We start from the raw sequence: 20,694 nt of genomic DNA on the forward strand, positions 1-20,694 counted from the left end.
GAACAACGCGTCCAAGGCGTCCTCATCACCCCCATCGACGACGCCAGCCAACGCCTCCGCCGCCTGCGCGACCGGGGCGTCCTCGTCGTGCTGCTCGACCGTCGCTCCCGGCAGGCCGACCTCTGCTCGGTGTCGGTGGACGACCGGCTCGGCGGCGAGCTCGCCATGCGCCACCTCCTCGAAAGCGGCCACCGCCGGATCGCCTTCGTCGGCGGACCCCACCGCCTCGAACAGGTACGCGACCGCTACGACGGCGCGATCCAGGCGATCGAGGACGCCGGGCTCACCGAGGAGCAGCACCTGCGCCGCTACGAAACGCCGGCGCCGACGGTCGCCGCCGGCCGCGACGCCGCCGCCCGCATCCTGGGGCAGCCGCGCGACTCCCGGGCCACGGCGGTGTTCTGCGCCAACGACCTGCTCGCGCTCGGCGTGCTCCAGGGCCTGACCCGCCAGCAGGTGCGGGTCCCCGAAGACATCGCGCTCGTCGGCTACGACGACATCGAGTTCGCCGCCGCGGCGGCCGTGCCGCTCTCCTCCGTCCGCCAGCCCCGCCAGCGGCTCGGCCAGACCGCCGCCGGGCTCCTGCTCGACGAGGCCAACAAGCCCGAGACCCACGAGCACCAGCAGGTCGTGTTCGAGCCCGAACTCGTCGTCCGGGAGTCCAGCCAGTTCATCCGTCCTTGACACGCGCGCAACGGCGCTCGTATGTTTGGGGCACATCTTTGAAACGGTTCATTCAGCGGCCGCCACAACGGCCGCCGGCCACCCCGGGAGTCGTTCACGTGCGACGCGTCTGCTTCATCCTTCGGGTCAAGCCGGACCGGCTGGCCGAGTACCGGGAGCGCCATGCCGCCGTCTGGCCGGAGATGCTGCGCGCCCTTCGCGACGCCGGCTGGCACGACTACTCCCTCTTCCTGCACGACGACGGCCTGCTCGTCGGCCACTTCCGCACCGAAGACCTCGCCGCGTCGCTGGCCGCGATGGAGCACACCGACGTCAACGCGCGCTGGCAGGCCGAGATGGCCCCGTTCTTCGAAGACCTCGGTGGCCGGCGGCCGGACGAGGGCTTCACCGTGCTCCCCGAAATCTTCCACCTGGAGACCCAACTGGAGGCTCTCGATGACTGACGCCGTACGTGCGGCCCTGCGGGCGCAGCGGATCGAGTTGCCGTCGTGGGCGTTCGGTAATTCGGGGACGCGGTTCAAGGTGTTCGCGCAGCGGGGGGTGCCGCGGACGCCGTACGAGAAGGTCGAGGACGCGGCGCAGGTGCATCGTTACACGGGGGTGGCGCCGACGGTGGCGTTGCACATTCCGTGGGACAAGGTCGATGACTACACGGATCTGGCCGCTTTCGCCGGGGAGTGTGGGGTCGGGTTGGGGACGATCAACGCGAATGTGTTCCAGGATGACGACTACATGCTTGGGTCGGTCACGAGCCCGGATCCGGTGGTGCGGCGTAAGGCCGTCGATCATTTGTTGGAGTGTGTGGAGATCGCGGCGGGGGTCGGGGTCCGGGATGTGAAGTTGTGGTTTTCCGATGGCACCAACTATCCGGGTCAGGACAGTATCCGGGCCCGGCAGGATCGGCTGGCCGAGGCGCTGCGGGAGACGTATGAGGCGTTGGGTGAGGGGCAGCGGCTGCTGTTGGAGTACAAGCTGTTCGAGCCGGCGTTCTACACGACGGATGTGCCGGACTGGGGCACCGCCTACGCGCACTGTCTGCGGCTGGGCCCGAAGGCGCAGGTGGTGATCGATACCGGCCATCACGCGCCGGGGACGAACATCGAGTTCATCGTGGCGTTCCTGCTGCGTGAGGGCAAGCTGGGGGCGTTCGATTTCAACTCCCGGTTTTACGCCGACGACGATCTGATGGTCGGTGCGGCCGACCCGTTCCAGCTGTTTCGGATCATGCATGAGATCGTGGTCGCGGACGCGTTGGCGCCGGAGGCGGGGATCGCGTTCATGCTCGACCAGTGCCACAACATCGAGCCGAAGATCCCGGCTCAGATCCGCTCGGTGATGAACGTGCAGGAGGCCACCGCCAAGGCGCTGCTGGTCGACCACCGGGCCCTGACCGAGGCGCAGCAGGCCGGTGACGTGCTCGGCGCGAACGCCGTGTTCATGGATGCCTACAACACCGACGTCCGTCCGCTGCTGGCCCAGGTGCGCCAGGAGATGGGGCTGGACCCCGACCCGGTCGCCGCCTACGCGAGATCGGGATACGCAGACAAGATCGTCGCCGACCGGGTCGGCGGCCAACAAGCCGGATGGGGAGCCTGAGTGTCCACCGTCGACGACCTGATCGGCCGATCGAACCGGCTCGGCGCCGACCGCCGCAACACCAACTACGCCGGCGGCAACACCTCCGCCAAGGGCACCGACACCGACCCGGTCACCGGGCAGCCGGTCGACCTGATGTGGGTCAAGGGCTCCGGCGGCGACCTCGGCACGCTGACACCGGCCGGGCTCGCGGTGCTGCGGCTCGACCGCCTGCGCGCGCTGGTCGACGTGTACCCCGGCGTGCAGCGTGAAGACGAGATGGTGGCCGCCTTCGACTACTGCCTGCACGGGCGGGGCGGCGCGGCTCCCTCCATCGACACCGCCATGCACGGGCTGGTCGAGGCGGCGCACGTCGACCACCTCCACCCCGACGCGGGCATCGCGTTCGCCACCGCCGCCGACGGCGAGGCGCTGACCAAGGAGTGCTTCGGCGACCGCGTGGTGTGGCTGCCCTGGCGGCGGCCCGGCTTCCAGCTCGGGCTCGACATCGCGGCGGTCAAGGCCGCCAACCCCCGCGCCATCGGCGTGATCCTCGGCGGCCACGGCATCACCGCGTGGGGCGCCACCAGCGAGGAGTGCGAGGCAAACTCGCTGGAGATCATCCGTACCGCGCAGGCGTTCATCGACGAACGCGGGCGCCCGGAGCCGTTCGGCCCGGTCGTCGAGGGGTACACCGCGCTGCCCGAGCCGGAACGGCACGCCCGCGCCGCCGCGCTCGCGCCGGTCATCCGCGGGCTGGCCAGCACCGACCGGCGCCAGGTGGGCCACTACGACGACGCCGAGGTGGTGCTCGACTTCCTGGCCCGTGCCGAGCACCCCCGCCTCGCCGCGCTCGGCACGTCGTGCCCGGACCACTTCCTGCGTACGAAGGTCCGGCCGCTCGTGCTCGACCTGCCCCCGACCGCGCCGCTCGACCAGACCATCGCCCGGCTGCGCGAGCTGCACGCCGCCTACCGCGAGGACTACCGGGCCTACTACGAGCAGCACGCCGACCCGGACAGCCCGCCGATGCGCGGCGCCGACCCGGCGATCGTGCTGATCCCCGGCGTGGGCATGTTCTCGTACGGCGCCAACAAGCAGACCGCCCGCGTCGCCGGCGAGTTCTACGTCAACGCCGTCAACGTGATGCGCGGCGCCGAGGCGATCTCCACGTACAGCCCGATCAGCGAGGCGGAGAAGTTCCGGATCGAGTACTGGGCGCTCGAGGAGGCCAAGCTCCAGCGCATGCCCAAGCCCAAGCCGCTGGCCACGCGGATCGCGCTGGTCACCGGCGGCGGCTCGGGAATCGGGCGGGCCATCGCCCTCCGGCTGGCCGCCGAGGGCGCCTGCGTGGTGGTCGCCGACCGAAACGCGGAGGGCGCGGCCACCGTCGCCGGTGAGATCGGTGGTACCGACGTCGCCGTGCCCGTGACCGTCGACGTCACCGACGCCGCCGCCGTGCGGGAGGCGATCCGGCAGGCGCTGCTCGCGTTCGGCGGGCTCGACCTGGTGGTCAACAACGCCGGCCTCTCCATCTCCAAGTCGCTGCTGGAGACGACCGACGCCGACTGGGACATCCAGCACGGCGTGATGGCGCGCGGCTCGTTCATCGTCTCGCGGGAGACCGCGCGGGCGCTGATCGACCAGGGCATGGGCGGCGACATCGTCTACATCTCCAGCAAGAACAGCGTCTTCGCCGGCCCCAACAACGTCGCCTACGGCGCCGCGAAAGCAGACCAGGCCCATCAGGTACGGCTGCTCGCCGCCGAGCTGGGCGCGCACGGCATCCGGGTCAACGGCGTCAACCCCGACGGGGTCGTCCGCGGCTCGGGCATCTTCGCCAGCGGCTGGGGCGCGCAGCGGGCGGCCACCTACGGCGTGCCCGAGGAGGAGCTGGGCGCGTTCTACGCCCAGCGCACGCTGCTCAAGCGGGAGGTGCTGCCGGAGCACGTGGCCAACGCGGTCTTCGCGCTCACCGCAGGCGACCTGACCCACACCACCGGGCTGCACGTACCTGTCGACGCCGGCGTCGCGGCCGCCTTCCTGCGATGAGCGAGCTTGCGAGCCGATCGGTGAACTCGGTGAACTCGTGGCCACGAGCCGGAAGAAACGGGCGGACCGGATGAGAGCCGCCGTCGCCGCCGTCGACCTCGGCGCGGCGAGCGGTCGCGTCATGGTGGCCGACGTCTCGCCCGACGGCGTGGCGCTGGCCGAGGCGCACCGCTTCGACAACGGACCGGTACGCCTGCTCGACACGCTGCACTGGGACGCGCCGCGGCTGTACGCGGAGGTGCTCACCGGCCTGCGCGCGGCGGTGGCGAGGCATCCCGACCTGGCGAGCGTCGGCATCGACTCGTGGGCGGTCGACTACGGCCTGCTCGACCGGGACGGCGCGCTGCTCGGCAACCCGGTGCACTACCGCGACGCCCGCACCGACGGGGTGATGCCGACCATGGTGGCCAGGCTCGGCGCCGAGTGGCTGTACGGCACCACCGGGCTGCAACTGCTGCCATTCAACACGCTCTTCCAGCTCGCCGCCGCCGCGGACACGCCCGCCGTGGCCGCCGCCGAGCGGATGCTGCTGATCCCGGACCTGCTCTCGTACTGGCTCACCGGCGTCGCCGGCACCGAGGTCACCAACGCCTCGACGACCCAGCTGCTCGACGTGCGTACCCGGGAATGGTCCGCGGCGCTGATCGAGCGCGCTGGCCTTCCCGCGCGGCTCTTCGGCGAGCTGCGGCGGCCCGGCGACGCGGCGGGCGTGGTGCGCCCCGGGCTGGTCGACGCGGAGGTGCCGGTCACCGCGGTCGGCTCGCACGACACGGCCTCGGCGGTGGTGGCGGTGCCGGCCCAGGGCGAGCGCTTCGCGTACATCTCCTGCGGCACCTGGTCGCTCGTCGGCGTCGAGCTGCCTGAGCCGGTACTCAGCGCGGAGAGCCGCGAGGCCAACTTCACCAACGAGGCGGGCGTCGACGGCACCGTCCGCTACCTGCGCAACGTGATGGGGCTGTGGGTCCTCCAGGAGTCGATGCGCGCCTGGGGCACGCTCGACCTGCCCGAGCTGCTGGCGGCCGCCGCGCGGGAGCCCGCGCTGGCCACGCTGGTCGACGTCGACGACCCGGTGTTCCTGCCGCCCGGCGACATGCCGGCCCGGATCGCGGCCGCGTGCGCGGCGAGCGGGCAGCCGGTGCCGGACTCGCCCGCCGCGTTCACGAGGTGCATTGTGGACAGTCTGGCGCTCGCGCACCGCCGGGCCGTACGCCAGGCGAGCGCGCTCTCCGGGCGCGACGTAGACGCGGTGCACATCGTCGGCGGCGGCGCGCGCAACACGTTGCTGTGCCAGCTCACCGCCGACGCCTGCGGGCTGCCGGTGGTGGCCGGTCCGGTGGAGGCGACGGCGCTCGGTAACGCGCTGGTACAGGCGCGCGCACTCGGCGTGGTGCGGGGCGGCCTCGACGACCTGCGGGCGCTGCTGCGGCGGACCCAGGAGCTGCGCTCGTACCATCCGGCCGCCGGCGTCGAGGCGGCGTGGCGGGCGGCCGAGGCGCGGGTGCACCCCTCCCGCTGACCCCGCCAGCTTCCTCGCGTACCCTCACCCCGGCGGCGCCGGCCTGCCTCGACAGTTTCCATAGTGGACAGAGGGGCAATTCGTGGGCGAAGCGGGCAATGAGGAGACCGCCGAGCTGCGCGTCCTGGCCGCTCCGACCCAGCAACTGCCGGCGCTGATCCCGGCGCTGTCGCACGCGTCCCCGGATGCGCCGGCGGACGAGCCGCCCCTGACCCGGCGGTGGCGGTGGCCACTGCTGGCCCTGGCCACCGCGGCTCTGGCGAGCATCCCGATCGCCCTCTTCGCGACCTCCGACAGCCCGAACGCGCGGCAGCAGATGGTACCGCCGCAGTGGCCGCCGGCTCCGACGATGATGGAGTCCACGCCCGCCCTGCCGTCGCCGCCCGAGGAGTCGGTGGCGCTGGTGGCACCTCCCCCGCCGGCCGCTGAGGTGCCGCGCCACTTATCCGCCTCCGCCACGCCCAGCCCGTCGCCGACCGCGCCCGCCCCCGGGTCGTACGAGGCGGAGGCGCCGGGCAACCGCCTGGGAGGCCGGGCCGCAACGCGCGAGGTCGCCACGGCCTCCGGCGGGAGCGTGGTGGGCTGGGTCGGCGACCACCGCGACAACACGCTCACCTTCACCGACGTGACGGTGCCGGCGGCGGGGCGCTACCGGGTTACCGTCCACTACCTCACCGAGGAGCGCCGGGCCGCCGCCGTCGAGGCAAACGGGCGGTTTGCCCAGATCGTGGACTTCCCGTCGACCGGTGGCTGGGACCGGGTCGGCACGATCACCGTCACGCTCACCCTGCGGGCCGGCGAAAACACGATCGAGTTCGGCAACCGGTACTCGTGGGCGCCCGACTTCGACCGCCTCGTCGTGGAGCCGTCAGCGGGGTAGGGCGTGTTTCATAAGGGTCGGTCGAGCCGAGGCGGAGTCCAGGCGGCGTCCGGCGTCTGGGCCCGCCGCAGGCCGGGCATGCCCTTATGAAACACGCCCTAACTCCGCCGCGCGCTCGTTCGCCATCACCAGCGCCGCCGCCCGGGGCGAACCGCCGGTGCGGGCCGCGCGGTCCAGCATCTCGTGCAGCAGCCCGCGCAGCGTGGTCGAGATCTTCGCGAACGCGGCCTCCGCGGTCGGTGCGATGTCGCCGAACAGCGTCCACCACCACCAGGCGTTCGTCGCCACGTTGGCGACGAAGTCCGGGATCACGGGTACGCCCCGGTCGGTGAGGGCCGCCTCCGCCCCCGCCGTGGTCGGCACGTTCGCCGCCTCGACCACCAGGCGGGCGGTGACCGCGTCGACGTTGGCCTCGGTGAGCACGTACGAGAGCGCGGCCGGCACCAGGATCTCCGCCTCCACGGCCAGCCACTCCTCCCGGGGCAGCTCGCGGTCGCCGGGGCGCAGGGCGGTGCGGTCCAGGCGCCCGTACCCGTCGCGAGTGCGCAGCAGCGCCTCCACGTCGAGCCCGTCCGGATGCGCCACGACCCCGAAGGCGTCGCAGATCCCCACGACCGGCACGCCCGCGCGGGACAGGTAGCGCGCGGTCGCCCCGCCCATCGAGCCGAAGCCCTGCACCACCGCCCGTGCCCCGCTGTGCAGCAGGCCCATCCGCTCGGCGGTGGCGAGGGTCACCTCCGCGACGCCGTACCCTCCGACCAGGTCGGCGAGGCTGATCCCGGCGTCGGTCACCGCGAAGCCGGCCCGCACGCGGCGAAGCGCCGCCGCCGGATCCGGTACGAGCCGCAGCGCCGCGTCGATGGTCGACCGCAGCCCTGCCTCGATCGCCACCGCCTCCAGCACGTCCTGGCGTACGCCGAGGTCCTCCCCCGCCGACCAGTACGCCTCCAGCAGCGGTTTCATCGCGGCGACGTACCGCGCCATGACACCGCGGGCGCCCGGGTCGTACGGGGCACAGTCGATGCCGCCCTTCCCCCCGCCGAACGGGACGTAGGCGTCGCCCGGGGAGTAGACGACGGCCTCCTTGAGGGTCATCCCGCGGGCGAGATCGCGCACCTCGTCGAGCGTGCAGCCCTCGCGCATCCGCAGGCCCCCGCTGGCCGCACCGCGTACCAGCCGGTCGATGACGAGGTAGCCGCGCTTGCCGGTGACCTCGTCGGTCCATGTCACTTCCAGGAAGCAGTTCTGACTCGCCACTCAGTCAGGGTCCCCCGATCGGCCCAGCCACAGAGTCGGACACCGGTCAGCAAAACGGTCAATATTAGGATTCGGCGGTGACCGACTCCCACGGTTTCGTCCGCGCCCACACGCGCCTATCTCCCGTACCCCTGGTGCCCGAGATCCTTCTCCACCAGGCCGAGGAGGCCATCGCGCTGTGGGAGCGGACCGAGTCCGCGTCGGCCGCCCAGCAGCCCCCGCCCTTCTGGGGCTTCGCCTGGGCCGGCGGGCAGGCGCTGGCCCGGTACGTACTCGACCATCCCGAGCTGGTCGCCGGCCGCCACGTGCTCGACCTCGCCGCGGGCTCGGGGCTGGTCGCGATCGCGGCGGCGAAGGCGGGCGCCGCGTCGGTCACCGCGGTCGACATCGACCCGCTCTCGCTGGCCGCGGTGGCCGCCAACGCCGCCGCCAACGACGTACTCGTGACCCCGCTGGAACGCGACATCCTCGACACCGCCCCGGACGCCGGCGTGGTGCTGGCCGGCGACGTCTTCTACAGCCGCGAGATGGCCGAGCGGATGATGGCCTACCTCCAGCGCGCCGCCGCCACCGGTGCGACCGTGCTGGCCGGCGACCCGGGGCGGGCCTACCTGCCGCGGGCCGGGCTGCGCGAGCTGGCGGCGTACGACGTGCCGGTGGTGGCCACGCTCGAGGACACAGAGATCAAGCACACGACGATATGGCAGGTCACCCCCGCCGAGGGCGCGGTACGGTGACCGGCGTGCTGTTCCGGACCTGGGAGGCGCCGGCGGCCACGCGGGAGTGGCCCGACGTCGCGACCGTCGCTGATCACGTCGGTGTCGAGCACCTCGTCGTGACACGGCACGCGCTCGTCCGGCAGGTGCTCGCCGACCAGCAGACCTACCGACCGGACAACGCGCTCGACGCGATGACACCGGTGCCGGTCGCCGCGCTGCGGATCCTCACCCGCCACGGCTTCCGCCTCCCGCCGACGCTCGCCAACAACGGGCATCCCAGCCATCCCGCGATCCGGGCGATCGTCGCCGAGGCACTGCATCCGCGCCGCGTGGAGGAGCAGCGGGCGTGGCTGACCGCCGTCGTCCGCGAGCGGGTCGGCAGGCTCGCCGCCGACCTCGACCAGGGGCGACCCGTCGACCTGTACGCCGAACTCGCCGCCGACCTGCCCCTGCTCGTACTCGCCCGGCTGGTCGCCCTCCCCGACGCGGACGCCGCGGTGGTCAAGGAGTTCACGCGGGCGGCGCTGGAGCTCTTCTGGGCACCGGTCGCGCTCGACCGGCAGCTCGCGCTGGCCGAGATCGTGGGACGGTTCCACGCGGTGCTGCGGGAGTTCGCGAAGGACGGCCCGGGGATGGTGGCCGACCTGCGGGCGCACGCGGAGAGCCCGGACATCGTGGTCGGCGCACTCTTCTTCCTACTGGTGGCGGGGCAGGAGACGACGTCGCAGTTTCTCACGCTGCTGCTGCACCGGCTGGCCGGCGAGCCCGCGGTGCTCGACGGCCTGCGCGCCGGTACGGTCGCGGTGGACGACGTGGTCGAGGAAGGGCTGCGCCTTGTGCCACCGATCGTGACCTGGCGACGCGTGACGTCGCGCGACACGGTGCTCGGCGGCACGCCGGTCGCGCGGGGCACGAGCGTGGTGCTGTGGCTGGCCCAGGCGGGCCGCGACGCGTCAGTCGTCCCCGATCCGGACGAGTTTCGCCCGGGTCAGCGCGGATCGCGGCGGCATCTGGCCTTCGGCGCCGGCGCCCACCGCTGCGTCGGCGCCCAGCTCTCCCGCATGGAGGCGAGCGTGGTCGTGGCCGAGACGGCGCGGCTGCTGGCCGGCGCCGAGGTGGTACGCCCCCCGTGGTGCCCCGACAACCTCTCCTTCCGCATGCCCGACGCGTTCGTCGTGCGGCGGCGTGCCGTGCGCCGATGTCAGGAGGCGTCTTCGGCCCAGACCCGCCAGTCGTCGAGCACACCGTAGAGCGCGGGCGTGAGCCAGCCGGGCGCGCTGCGCTGGAAGACGCCCGGGTCGAGCGACCCCGCCCCATCGGGGAGTGCGCCGACCAAGTTGGGCAGCAGCTCGCTCAGGTTTTCCCAGTGCACCAGCTCGGGCTCGGGCGGCCAGGCGCCGAGCACCACGCCCGCCGACACGCCCCGTCGGTCGAGCGCCTCCAGCGTAAGCGCGGTGTGGTTGAGCGTGCCGAGGCCGGCGCGGTTGACCACCACCGCCTTCGCGTCGAGCGACACCGCCAGGTCGGCGACGGTCCACGGCTCGCCGGAAGGGCGCAGGCCCATCGGCACCAGCAGCCCGCCCGCGCCCTCGACGAGTACGAGGTCGTGCTTTTCCACCTCGGCGCGCACCTCATCGAGCACCGAGTACAGCTCCAGCGGCGGCATCTCGGCCACGCGCGCCGCGGCCAGCGGGGCCAGCGGGTCGGGGTAGGACGCCAGCGTGCGACCCGTCGTGGGGCTGGCGAGCCGGGCCACCACGTCGACGTCGGAGGGCAGGCCAGCGGAGGTGCCCGTCTGGCCCGGCTTGACCACCGCGACCCGCAGCCCGGCGGCCTGCGCGGCGGCCGTGATGGCCGCCGTCACCACGGTCTTGCCGACGTCGGTGTCGGTGCCGGTCACCACGACCGGGCCCCGCCATTCGTCCGTCACTGAGTCTCCCGGCTCGCTCGCCCCCGCGGCGCCGGAGGCGCCGTCTCACCACGCCATCCGCTCACGCACTCACAGTCTTCTCCTCGCGCCCTCTCCGCGCGAGGTCTCCCCTCGAAAGAACGCGACGTGCCACCTCCAAGGAACGCGAGGTGACGCGACAGATCAATCACGGTGCGCACTCCACGATGACGTCGAGGGCCCGGTCGAAGTCGGCCCTCGGCACGCCGACGTTGACCGTCAACCGAAGCCGGGCCCGACTGTCCGGAGTGGAAGGTGGACGGAAGCAGCCTACGGCCACACCGCGATCGCGGCAGTCCGCGGCCCACGCCACCGCCGTCTCGGGGCCGGGCGCGGTCACCGAGACGACCCCGGCCGCCGGCTCGGAGACCTCGAGGCCGGCGGCGCGCAGCCGACGTACCACGGCAGCCGCGCGGTCGGCGAGCTCCGCGCGGCGGCCGTCGGAGCCACGGGCCAGGCCGAGCGCGGCGAGTGCGCCGGCGGCGACGGCCGGGGGCGGCGCGGTGTCGAAGATGAAAGTGCGGCCGGTGTCCACCAGGTGCCGTACCAGCGGCGCCGGACCGGCCACGAGGCCACCGGCCGCGCCGAGCGACTTGGAGAGCGTGGCCGTGACCACCACGTCGGGCTCGCCGGCCAGCCCTGCCGCCGCGACGCCGCCCGCGCCGGCCGGCCCGATCACGCCGAGCGCGTGGGCCTCGTCGACGAGCAGCAGCGCGCCGTGACGGCGGGCCGCCGCGTGCAGGCCAGCGAGGGGGGCGAGGTCGCCGTCGACCGAGAAGATCGACTCGGTCACCACCACCGCCGGCCGCCCGGGCTCGGCGGCCAGCGCCGCCTCGACCGCCGCGACGTCCGCGTGCGGGGTGATGACGACCTCCGCGCCCGAGATCCGGCAGCCGTCGATCAGCGAGGCGTGGTTGTGGGCGTCCGAGACGAGGAGGGTACGCGGGCGGGTCAGTGCGCGCACCGCGCCGAGGTTGGCGAGGTAGCCGGAGGAGTACACCAGTGCCGCCGCCACGCCCAGCCAGCCGGCGAGCCCTTCCTCCAACTGGCGGTGCGGGTCGGTGGAGCCACGCACGAGGCGGGAGCCGGTGGCGCCCAGGCCGTACGCGGTGAGCGCCGCCCCCGCCGCGGCCACCACCTCCGGATGGGCCGCGAGGCCGAGGTAGTCGTTGCCGGCGAGATCTATCACACCGTCGGCCGGACCCCGGTGTCTCAACTGGCGGGCGAGCCCGGCCTTGGCACGTAGCCGAGCGCGGAGCTCCAGCCGCTCAAGCCACTCACTCACGATCCACCTCGAATCCCCCCTTGTAAGGTACGACCATGCCAGAGATCCTCGACCTCGCCCGGACCCAGGTGCTCGAACGCGGCGTCGGCCTCGACGAGGCCGGTGTGCTGGCCGTGTTGCGATTGCCCGACGAGGACCTGCCGGACGCGTTGCAGCTCGCCCACGAGGTGCGGATGCGCTGGTGCGGCCCCGAGGTCGAGGTCGAGGGCATCGTCTCGCTCAAGACCGGCGGCTGCCCCGAAGACTGCCACTTCTGTTCCCAGTCCGGCCTCTTCACCTCGCCCGTCCGCTCGGTGTGGCTCGACATCCCCTCGCTGGTGGAGGCGGCCAAGCAGACGGCGGCGACGGGCGCGACGGAGTTCTGCATCGTCGCGGCGGTGCGCGGTCCCGACGAGCGGCTGATGAAGCAGATGCGCGAGGGCGTCGCGGCCATCAAGGCCGAAGTGGACATCCAGGTCGCCGCGTCACTGGGCATGCTCAGCCAGGCACAGGTGGACGAGCTGGTCGAGATGGGTGTGCACCGCTACAACCACAACCTCGAAACCTGCCGCTCGTACTTCCCCAACATGGTCACCACGCACACCTGGGAGGAGCGCTGGGAGACGCTCCGCATGGTGCGCGACTCCGGCATGGAGGTGTGCTGCGGCGGCATCCTGGGGCTGGGCGAGACGGTGGAGCAGCGGGCCGAGTTCGCCGGGCAGCTCGCCGAGCTCGACCCGCACGAGGTGCCGCTCAACTTCCTCAACCCCCGCCCGGGCACGCCGCTTGGCGACCGTCCGGTGGTGGAGGGCAAAGACGCGCTGCGGGCCATCGCCGCGTTCCGGCTCGCCATGCCGCGCACCATTTTGCGGTACGCGGGCGGGCGCGAGATCACGCTCGGCGACCTGGGCACGCGCGACGGCCTGCTCGGCGGCATCAACGCGGTGATCGTCGGCAACTACCTGACCACGCTGGGGCGCCCGGCCGGCGAAGACCTGGCGCTGCTCGACGAGCTGAAGATGCCGGTCAAGGCCCTCTCGGCGACGCTGTGACCGTGGTGAGCGAGGCGGCTGTGTGGTGCGACCGCTGCGGCAGCGCGGCGGCCGAGGGCGATCACGGAGCGTGCGCGGCCGCCCGCCGGCTGGAGCCGCCGCGCTTCTGCCCCGCCTGCCGCCGCCGGATGAAGGTGCAGGTGCTGCCCGCCGGCTGGTCGGCGACCTGCGTCGAGCACGGCACGGCGCGTTCGGCGTAGTGCGCCAACTCGGGCACATCGCCACCTGACGGTCGAAGATCGCGGGCCATGCCGCCACTACCGTGCCCGCGGCCCGGCAGTGGCGGCCCCCGTCATGGTTCCGACGGCTCCCGGTCCAGGTGCGGATCGGCTACCGCCCGGATCGCGAGGCAGTCCGCCGGCATCGTGTCCACCATCGTGCCGGCGCCGTCGGAGCACCGGTATCGCACCAGTGCCGCCCACTCGGAGGCGCCTTCGACCACGCCGGCGCGGCGCATCCCGTCGCGGTGGACCCACACCGGGTCGCCCGAGCGGTAGAGCACGGCGGGCGCCGTGCCCGGCACGACCGGCGCGGCGGCTGGCGGCGCGGCGGCTGGCGGCGCGCTCGGCTCGACGGCTGGCGGCGCGCTCGGCTCGACGGCTGGCGGCGCGCTCGGCTCGACGGCTGGCGGCGCGCTCGGCTCGTACGTCACCGCGCGGTCGCCGCCCTCGGTGGCCACGACCCAGGTGATACTGACCTTTCCGGTGGTGCGCGTGTGCCGCTTCGCCTGGAACATCGCCTGGTCAGCGCGGCGCAGCAGCTCGGCGAGATCCGTGGGACGCCCCGCCGGCACGAGGCCGATCGAGGCGGTGACGGCCAACTCGCGGCCGGCGACGTCGATCGGGGGCGAGATCGCCGCGCTAAGCGACGCGGCGACCTCGTGCCACCACGCCTCGGAGGCGTCCGCGCGAGGTGCGGTGACCAGCGCGGCGAACTCGTCGCCGCCGAACCGGGCCACGAGGTGGTCGCCGAGGCAGGCGGCCATGCGCCGGGCGATGACGCAGAGCACCTCGTCGCCGGCGTCGTGCCCGTAGGTGTCGTTGATCGGCTTGAAGCCGTTGAGGTCGAGGATCACGATCGCGGACGAGCGCCCCTCGCCGCGCAGCAGCGTCGGGGCGAGCGCGTGGAAGAGGCGGCGGTTGGCGAGCCCGGTGAGCGCGTCGTGCCCGGCCATCCAGCGGAGCGCGACCCGCTCCTGCTCCAGCCGCTGGACGTGCGCCTCAAGCTGATCGATGCGGGCCTGGAGTCGGGCGGTGTCGGCCTCGGTCCGCGACTGTCCGCCAATCGGCGGCGCACCACCTGTGTCGGCGGCGGCGGGATCGAGGATCCGCATCTGCCATCCCCTCAAGACTTCGTCGGACCGGAAGGCACCGTCGAGTCGACCCGTGGCGACGAAGGATCCCTTCGCACCACATCGAAATCATGACAGCTAGCCGACGCACGTGCAAGATTTCACCTGGATAACTGTCACGACGACATCGTGCATCCCAACCACTTTCGGCTACTCTAGGTGCGTGCCACTTTCGTGGTGAAAGAATGATCCGTGGGCACGAAGCGACGGATCTGCCTGTCACACGGGCATCAGGTGGCACACCGGCCGCCGGCCCGGGGGTCTCGCCGGTTACCCACAGCAAGCACTCCAGCGCGAGGGAGTCCTGATGAGTAACGAAACCGGCTGGATCATGTCCAGCAGGTCGACCGGCAACGGTGGCAGCTGCGTCGAGGCCCGCCGCCACGAGGGCCACATCGAGGTCCGCAACAGCAAGGCCCGCCACGCGGGGACCGTACGGTTCACGACGGAGGAGTGGGACTCGTTCCTCTACGGTGCCAAGCTCGGCGAGTTCGACCAGCTGCTGACCGACTGACCACAAGGGACCCAAAAAGAGATCGCCGGCCCCCGGGGGCCGGCGATCGTGCTATGTGGACGGTAAACTCAGGCGAGCCGCCCCACTCCGGCGTAGAGGCCCGACTTGTGCGGCTCTTCCTTGAACTCGTCGACCGCGTCCGGGTCGGGCCGCCACAGCGTCTGCCAGACCAGGCCCGGCTCGACGAGCTCGAACCCGTCGAAGAGCCGCGTGACGTCGTCCTTCGTACGAGGTGTCAACGGCGTCGTGGTCTGCCGCTTGTACACCTCCTTGGTGTGCTTGAGCCACGCCGGGTCGAACACCTGCTCGTCGACCGTCGCGTGGGCGAGCACGAGGTGACTGCCCGGCACGAGCGAGGCGCGGAGCTTCGCCACGATGTCGCGCGCCTCGTCGTTGTCTTCCACGAAGTGCATGATGGCGACCAGCAGCACGGCGACCGGCTGATCGAAGTCGATCATCTTGCGCACCTGGGGATGGTCGAGGATCTCCTGCGGCGCGCGCGCGTTGGCCCGGATGGCCGTGGCGAACGGGTTGCCTTCGAGCAGCTCGATGCTCTCCGCCACCGCCTCCGGATCGATGTCGACGTAGACGACTCGCGCGTCCGGAATATCGGCCTGGGCGATCTGGTGGACATTGCCCTCGGTCGGGATGCCCGAGCCGATGTCGAGGAACTGGCGCACGCCGATGGAGGTCAGGTAACGGACGGCCCGGCCGAGGAAGGCCCGGTTGGCCCGGACGCTCGCCCGGATCACCGGCGAGTACAGCAGCACGGCCTTCGCCGCCTCCTGGTCGGCCGGGAAGTTGTGGATCCCGCCCAGGTAGTAGTCGTACATCCGAGCCGCCGTGGCCGGCTTCTGATGTGCGCCCTGCGAGCCGTTACCCACCGTTGTCACGCCCTTCCCCAAGTCTTCACCGGTACTCCCCTACCGGTACGGAATCCTTGCTGATGAGGTCGAAGATCCGCCGATATTCGTCGACCTCGGCCGGCTCCTCCAGGTAGAGCGCGCCGACGTGGGACTCCAGGTAGACCACATCCGGGTCGTCCGGATCGTCGAACTCCAGGATCCGGAACGCGCCGGCCATCGCCGCGTGCGCGCCGACCGAGAACGGCAGGACGCGGATGTCGATCGCCTCCGTCTGGGACAGTCGCCGCAGATGCTCGATCTGCCCCTTGAGCACCTGCTCGCCCCCGACCGGGCGGCTCAGTGCCCCCTCGCCGAGCACCGTCACCAGACGGATCGGCGGGTTGCGCGCGTACAACGTCTTCTGCCGCTGCATGCGCAGCTTGATGTGACGCTCGGCCGCCTCCGTGTCAACCGGCTGCTCCGCGCCGAAGACGGCCCGCGCGTACTCCGGCGTCTGCATCTCGCCGGGCACGACCTCGCCGTCGTAGCCGAACATCCGCGACGCGGACGCCTCCAGGCCCACGTAGAGCTTGAACCACTCCGGAATCACCGGACTGGCGTCCCACCACTCCTGCTGCGACGTGCCGAGCGCGAGCTCCGCCAGCGCGTCGGTAATGCTCTGATCCGCACCGTACAGCCAGCAGAGCGCCCGCACGTTTGCCGCTGTGACGGGCACCTTGCCTGTCTCGATGCGGTGCAATGTCGGCTCGGAGATGCCGAGCCGCGCCTCCGCCACCTCACGGCGGCTCATCCCGGACGCGCTCCGTAATCGCGTCAATCGCCGCCCCAACGTCCGTCGTACGACACGTTGGCCTGTGACCGGCACCGCCCACCTCCGCCCCGCCAACCCCGTGTGACCACGATGACGCCGAATACCGTACCTGCAACGCGGTGTTGTCAACAGGCGACCCGGCGTCGCGAATCAAACAGAAGCCGTTAGGCCTGGGTAGTGCATGCCTGACGAATGGTGATACACCTCCCAAGAGATGGGAATTCATTCCCCTTCACGCATCGGCGGCACCAACCGGCGGGAGGGGGTGCCTGGCGGGCGCCCCCTCCCGCACGCTCACTAGGGGGTCACGGTGCATTGGGCGCCGTTGACGGTGAACGCCGTCGGGCGCGGGTTGGCACCGGTGTGCGAGGCGTTGAAGCCCACCGACAGTTGCCCACCGGCCGGGACCGCGCCGTTCCAGGACTCGTTGGCACCGGTCACCGCCGCGCCGCTCTGCGACCACCGCGCGCCCCAACCCTGCGTGATGCGCTGCCCGCCAGGGAAGGTGAAGCCGACCGTCCACGAGGACCACGCCGACGTACCGGTGTTGCGGATCGTCAGGCTGCCGGTGAAGCCAGTGGACCAGTCGTTGGTGCTGTACGTGACCGCGCACGGCCCGGCCGGCCCGGGCGTCGTCGGCGCCGGCGTCGTGGGCGCGGGCGTTGTCGGCGCCGGCGTGGTCGGTGCCGGCGTGGTGGGCGCGGGCGTCGTCGGCGCGGGCGTGGTGGGCGCCGGCGTCGTCGGGCCGGGCGTGACGGTGCCGGGCGGGTCGCCCCAGAGCTTCACGCCGTTCTCGTAGAGCGGAACCGCCCGGTTGGGGCCGGCGGCCGCCTGGTACGAGGGGTCGTTGGCCGGGTTCCAGGTGCCGCCCTCGGGTACCCCGATCTTGAACTGCACCTCCATCCGGTGCTGGGACTGGCCGGCGGGCGCGATCGTGTACCCGGTGCAGTCCACCTCGACGTACCAGATGTCGCCGCTGTGCTGGCGCGCGGTGCTCGGCGAGGGGCAGCCCTGCGTGTATCCGGGCGTCACGACCGGGGCCGCGCTCCCCTCCCGGGTGAAGTAGTAGCGGAAGACCGAACGGGTGAGCGCCCGCGCCGGGTACGCCGACTTGTTGTAGACGATGGCCTTGATGCCGGTCGCCCGCGGCTCGTTCTGCATCACCGTGGTCTCGACCGTGAACTGGTCGATGTCCGGCGTCTCCGGCTGCGGGAAGCCGGCCAGCGGCGTGCCGCCGTACTCCTGGTAGAGCCGGGCCACCGCGGAGGTGAAGCCGGCGTTGTAGTCGGTGGCGACCTCGTTCATCACGTAGTCGTTGCGCTCGTCCTTGTACACGTCGTCCGGTGCCGAGGGGCCGCCGACCAATGCTCCATAGAGGACGTGGCGCGTGTTGGCGGGCGTGGTCATGCTGTCCCACCACGAGCCGTGCGCGGTGCGGTGGTGCGGGTTCTTCGGGTAGTTGCTGCCGAACCCGATGACGTAGCTCGAATTGCGCGGGTTGGCGCCGAGCGCGTAGTCGACCTGCCTGACCGCGAAGTCGTGGTAGCGCGTCTTACGCGTGGCGTCGGCCGTCTTGTCGCTGTAGACGAGGGCGACGAATGCGGTGTTGGCGGCGTAGCGCAGCGCGCCCCAGGTGTCGACGACCACCATGCCGCCGGGCGAGGTGCGCACCTTCTCACCGTTGACGCCCACCGTGAACCAGTCGAGCCAGCGGTTGGCGTCGTCGATGTACTTCTGCTTGCCGGTCAGGTTGGCCAGCAGCACGTAGTTGCCGAACTGCTTGTTGTCCCAGTTGATGGTCCACTTGTACTTCTTGAGGCTGGACTGGTCCTCGTTGCCCTGCGCGTCGTAGCCGGCCTCGGCCTTGGCGAGGTAGGCGGCGTCGCCGGTGGCGCGGTAGAGCCAGATCGCGCCCCACACCAACTCGTCGGCGTAGCCACTCCAGGAGCGGTAGAAGCTGGTGACGTCGGTGATGCACTCGTGGTACATCCGCTTCACCGTCTCGGCGAACGTGTAGAGCTGCCGCGCGTGGGTCAGCAGCGTGTTGGCGTAGGCGGCGTCCGTGGGGCGGAAGACCATCGAGGACGCGGCCATCGCGGCCGCCGTCTCACCGGCCAGGTCCGCGCCGCCGCAGCTCGCGTCGATCTTGTACGCGGGGCGCGCCATCGGCATCACCTCGGCCGGCCCCCACCACTTGTGGTCGTCGTCGCCCTTGCCCACCTGTCCATAGAGGACGTTTGCGGAGGGGTGCGCCTTGATGAAGTAGTCGTTGGGCACGCGCAGGTTGTTGAGCAGGTGGGTGAGCTGGCCCGAGGCGGCGTACGCCTCCCGGTACTCCACCGCGCCCCACGCGAGCATCGTGGTGGTGAACGCCATCGGGAAGCCGAACTTCACGTGGTCACCGGCGTCGAACCAGCCGCCGGTCAGGTCGAGCCCGACGTCCGAGCCGTCGGTCAGCGCGGAGTCGCCGCGCCAGGAGACCCGGTTCCACGCCGGCTTGCGGCCGGAGACCTGGGCCTCGTAGAAGAAGAGGGACTTCTGGAGGGCTTCGGCGTAGTTGTACGCCGGTGCCGCCGCATCCGATCGGGGCGCCGCCCAGATCGCGGCGGCCACCGCGACAAGGATGGCCGCGGCCACGGCGCCCGCGCGGCGATACCAGATGCTCCTGCCCGCAAACGGCCGTCTGGCGGTGTGGCCGGCGCCGAGTTTTGTCACTGAGTTTGCTGGTTCGCTCGCAAGCTCGCTCACTAGAATCGCTCCTGTCCGTGTTTCCAGGCTCCGGCCCTCACTTCGCGAGGTTCCGCGACGCGATGACCGGAGTCTGCTGTGGAGCCGCGCGCGACTACGCGTAGTGAGGACATCGAGGGGCGGATGTGGGCGCATCCGCCCCTCGCCTCGTTCCGGGAGAGCCGCGAACGGGTGGGGTGGCTTGGGAGATGGGAGCGCTCCCATATATAGCCACCTATGTTCCCACAATGTTTCCCGGTTGTGAAGGGATCGACGACAGGCAGGGTCACAGGATCGACAGACACCTTTGTGCGCTTTTGCATCCGCGCAGGTCACACATCTTGCCACTGGCTACATGGATGGAGAATGCGCAGGTCAGAGCGTCTTGGCATACAAGCGCCACGGTTGCCACCACAGCGCGTAGCCGCCATCCTCTGGCCAACGGCAAACCGGACCGAGGAGGCGACGATGGCCCTGCACCTGGCGCCGGGCACCGCATGGGCCGACGCGCTCGCCCGCGCGGTCGCGGCGGCACCTGAGGCGTTCGACCGCACTACCGACGGTGACATGACACCGCGTAACCTCGTCGCCGGCGCGTGGCGCTCCATCGGCACGCCCAGCGCGGTCCGTACCCCGGTCGACAACACCGTGCTCGCCCGTCTGTCCCGTGTGGACGCCGACGCGGCGCGGGCGGCGGTCGGGTCCGCGGCGGAGGCCCACCGGGCCTGGGCCGCCACTCCGCTCGCCGAGCGCAAGGCGCGGGTCCGCACCGCGCTCGACGAGCTGACCGCGCACCGCGACACACTCGCGCTGCTACTGGTCTGGGAGATCGGCAAGCCGTGGCGGCTGGCCCGCGCCGACGTCGACCGCGCGCTGGACGGCGTCCGCTGGTACGTGGACCAGATCGACCGCCAGGTCGCCGACCGCGAGCCGCTCACCGGCCCGGTCAGCAACATCGCTGGCGATCGACCTCCAGGCGTTCAAGGTGGGCATCAACAAGCCCCGCTCCCGTGGCGACCGCGACGAGCCCTTCGGCGGGCGGGGCGCGTCGTGGAAGGGCGCCTTCGTCGGCGGCGACCTCCTGGTGCGGGCGGTGACGGTCGGCGAGCCGGGCGAGCGCCTGTACGGCAACTTCCCCGACTACACCAGCTACCCGGCGGCGGCCGGCGGCGCGCGGCCCGAGACATGGTGCGGTTATCCGGACCGTCGCCCGGGCGAGGGCCGGTCAGGATCCGCCGCCGCTGTCGCCAGAGCTGGCGTCGCCCCAGTCGCCCGGAGGCCGGCTGTCGTAGCCGCCGCTGCCGTCCTCTTTGGAACGACGGCCGCGCTGCCTCGCCCAGGTGACCAGACCGTGCACGACGATCCCGAGGATCACCGCGCCCGGCGACGAGCGCGCCGATCAGCTGGATCGTGGAGTTCACGCCCGGAGGTTAGCCGACGCCGGGCCGGCCCGGCGCCCCACCGCGTACCCGCGCGCC

18 protein-coding genes and 1 pseudogene are annotated in these 20,694 nt (G+C 71.9%); 12 read left to right on the forward strand and 7 right to left on the reverse strand.

Features of this window, described 5'->3' with window-relative positions; all coding sequences use genetic code 11:
- From ACFFIA_RS25465 to ACFFIA_RS25490, 6 genes are all read left to right on the forward strand, one after another.
- Positions 1-684 (forward strand): substrate-binding domain-containing protein (locus tag ACFFIA_RS25465; RefSeq protein ID WP_377254644.1); only part of this gene is annotated, 684 nt, incomplete at its 5' end.
- Between the two features lie 98 nt (positions 685-782).
- The gene (locus tag ACFFIA_RS25470; RefSeq protein WP_377254647.1) at positions 783-1,127 is read left to right on the forward strand and encodes an L-rhamnose mutarotase; all 345 of its coding nucleotides are present in this window, start codon (positions 783-785) and stop codon (positions 1,125-1,127) included.
- A complete protein-coding gene (rhaI, locus tag ACFFIA_RS25475) occupies positions 1,120-2,280 on the forward strand; it encodes an L-rhamnose isomerase (protein ID WP_377255280.1) in 1,161 nt (386 codons plus the stop codon). The genes ACFFIA_RS25470 and rhaI overlap by 8 nt, the downstream gene beginning before the upstream one ends.
- Positions 2,281-4,311 (forward strand): bifunctional aldolase/short-chain dehydrogenase, encoded by a 2,031-nt coding sequence (locus ACFFIA_RS25480; RefSeq protein WP_377254650.1) that lies wholly within the window; start codon positions 2,281-2,283, stop codon positions 4,309-4,311.
- Positions 4,312-4,381: 70 nt separating this feature from the next.
- Positions 4,382-5,827 (forward strand): rhamnulokinase, encoded by a 1,446-nt coding sequence (locus ACFFIA_RS25485; protein ID WP_377254653.1) that lies wholly within the window; start codon positions 4,382-4,384, stop codon positions 5,825-5,827.
- A gap of 82 nt (positions 5,828-5,909) precedes the next feature.
- Positions 5,910-6,707, forward strand: coding sequence for a carbohydrate-binding protein (locus ACFFIA_RS25490; RefSeq protein ID WP_377254656.1), 798 nt, complete (start codon positions 5,910-5,912; stop codon positions 6,705-6,707).
- Between the two features lie 84 nt (positions 6,708-6,791).
- On the opposite strand, the gene ACFFIA_RS25495 is transcribed toward ACFFIA_RS25490, so the two are convergent.
- Complete coding sequence (locus ACFFIA_RS25495; RefSeq protein ID WP_377254659.1) at positions 6,792-7,964, reverse strand: Glu/Leu/Phe/Val family dehydrogenase; 1,173 nt, start codon at positions 7,962-7,964, stop codon at positions 6,792-6,794.
- Positions 7,965-8,041: 77 nt separating this feature from the next.
- Here ACFFIA_RS25495 and ACFFIA_RS25500 point away from each other — a divergent pair, with 77 nt between their 5' ends.
- Positions 8,042-8,701: a class I SAM-dependent methyltransferase gene (locus ACFFIA_RS25500; RefSeq protein ID WP_377254662.1), complete on the forward strand. Its 660-nt coding sequence runs from the start codon at positions 8,042-8,044 to the stop codon at positions 8,699-8,701.
- The gene (locus tag ACFFIA_RS25505) at positions 8,698-9,933 is read left to right on the forward strand and encodes a cytochrome P450 (RefSeq protein ID WP_377254665.1); all 1,236 of its coding nucleotides are present in this window, start codon (positions 8,698-8,700) and stop codon (positions 9,931-9,933) included. Before ACFFIA_RS25500 ends, ACFFIA_RS25505 begins: the two co-directional genes overlap by 4 nt.
- Here the strand turns inward: ACFFIA_RS25505 and bioD are convergent.
- Positions 9,885-10,613, reverse strand: coding sequence for a dethiobiotin synthase (gene bioD / locus ACFFIA_RS25510; RefSeq protein ID WP_377254668.1), 729 nt, complete (start codon positions 10,611-10,613; stop codon positions 9,885-9,887). The two genes, ACFFIA_RS25505 and bioD, sit on opposite strands and share 49 nt — an antisense overlap.
- A gap of 166 nt (positions 10,614-10,779) precedes the next feature.
- Entirely contained in the window at positions 10,780-11,916 is a 1,137-nt protein-coding gene (locus ACFFIA_RS25515) for an 8-amino-7-oxononanoate synthase (protein ID WP_377254670.1), read from the reverse strand.
- A gap of 35 nt (positions 11,917-11,951) precedes the next feature.
- On the opposite strand from ACFFIA_RS25515, the gene bioB reads away from it, so the two are divergent.
- Positions 11,952-12,947 carry a biotin synthase BioB gene (gene bioB / locus ACFFIA_RS25520; protein ID WP_377254673.1) on the forward strand — a complete coding sequence of 332 codons (996 nt, stop codon included), beginning with the start codon at positions 11,952-11,954 and terminating at the stop codon, positions 12,945-12,947.
- Positions 12,944-13,147 (forward strand): biotin synthase auxiliary protein BsaP, encoded by a 204-nt coding sequence (gene bsaP / locus ACFFIA_RS25525; protein WP_377254675.1) that lies wholly within the window; start codon positions 12,944-12,946, stop codon positions 13,145-13,147. The genes bioB and bsaP overlap by 4 nt, the downstream gene beginning before the upstream one ends.
- A gap of 92 nt (positions 13,148-13,239) precedes the next feature.
- Here bsaP and ACFFIA_RS25530 read toward each other — a convergent pair whose 3' ends face one another.
- Complete coding sequence (locus ACFFIA_RS25530; protein ID WP_377254678.1) at positions 13,240-14,280, reverse strand: GGDEF domain-containing protein; 1,041 nt, start codon at positions 14,278-14,280, stop codon at positions 13,240-13,242.
- Between the two features lie 325 nt (positions 14,281-14,605).
- On the opposite strand from ACFFIA_RS25530, the gene ACFFIA_RS25535 reads away from it, so the two are divergent.
- Positions 14,606-14,812: a DUF397 domain-containing protein gene (locus ACFFIA_RS25535; RefSeq protein ID WP_377254680.1), complete on the forward strand. Its 207-nt coding sequence runs from the start codon at positions 14,606-14,608 to the stop codon at positions 14,810-14,812.
- 68 nt (positions 14,813-14,880) lie between these two features.
- Here the strand turns inward: ACFFIA_RS25535 and ACFFIA_RS25540 are convergent, their stop codons facing one another.
- The 3 genes from ACFFIA_RS25540 to ACFFIA_RS25550 form a co-directional block, all read right to left on the reverse strand.
- Positions 14,881-15,705 (reverse strand): SAM-dependent methyltransferase, encoded by an 825-nt coding sequence (locus tag ACFFIA_RS25540; protein ID WP_377254683.1) that lies wholly within the window; start codon positions 15,703-15,705, stop codon positions 14,881-14,883.
- Between the two features lie 16 nt (positions 15,706-15,721).
- Positions 15,722-16,543: a helix-turn-helix domain-containing protein gene (locus tag ACFFIA_RS25545; RefSeq protein ID WP_377254686.1), complete on the reverse strand. Its 822-nt coding sequence runs from the start codon at positions 16,541-16,543 to the stop codon at positions 15,722-15,724.
- 243 nt (positions 16,544-16,786) lie between these two features.
- Complete coding sequence (locus ACFFIA_RS25550; protein ID WP_377254689.1) at positions 16,787-19,126, reverse strand: glycoside hydrolase family 9 protein; 2,340 nt, start codon at positions 19,124-19,126, stop codon at positions 16,787-16,789.
- Positions 19,127-19,684: 558 nt separating this feature from the next.
- Here ACFFIA_RS25550 and ACFFIA_RS25555 point away from each other — a divergent pair.
- A pseudogene (locus ACFFIA_RS25555) lies at positions 19,685-20,176 on the forward strand (aldehyde dehydrogenase family protein); the annotation flags it as partial.
- Positions 20,177-20,694: the final 518 nt, after the last annotated feature.

The sequence above is a fragment of the Phytohabitans kaempferiae genome, assembly GCF_042433955.1.
GTDB lineage: Bacteria > Actinomycetota > Actinomycetes > Mycobacteriales > Micromonosporaceae > Phytohabitans > Phytohabitans kaempferiae.

Coding starts and splice junctions, on each gene's coding strand:
- rhaI (WP_377255280.1), top strand. CDS start 1,120: ATGACTGACGCCGTACGTGCGGCCCTGCGGGCGCAGCGGATCGAGTTG.
- ACFFIA_RS25485 (WP_377254653.1), top strand. CDS start 4,382: ATGAGAGCCGCCGTCGCCGCCGTCGACCTCGGCGCGGCGAGCGGTCGC.
- bioB (WP_377254673.1), top strand. CDS start 11,952: ATGCCAGAGATCCTCGACCTCGCCCGGACCCAGGTGCTCGAACGCGGC.
- ACFFIA_RS25530 (WP_377254678.1), bottom strand. CDS start 14,280: ATGCGGATCCTCGATCCCGCCGCCGCCGACACAGGTGGTGCGCCGCCG.
- ACFFIA_RS25535 (WP_377254680.1), top strand. CDS start 14,606: ATGAGTAACGAAACCGGCTGGATCATGTCCAGCAGGTCGACCGGCAAC.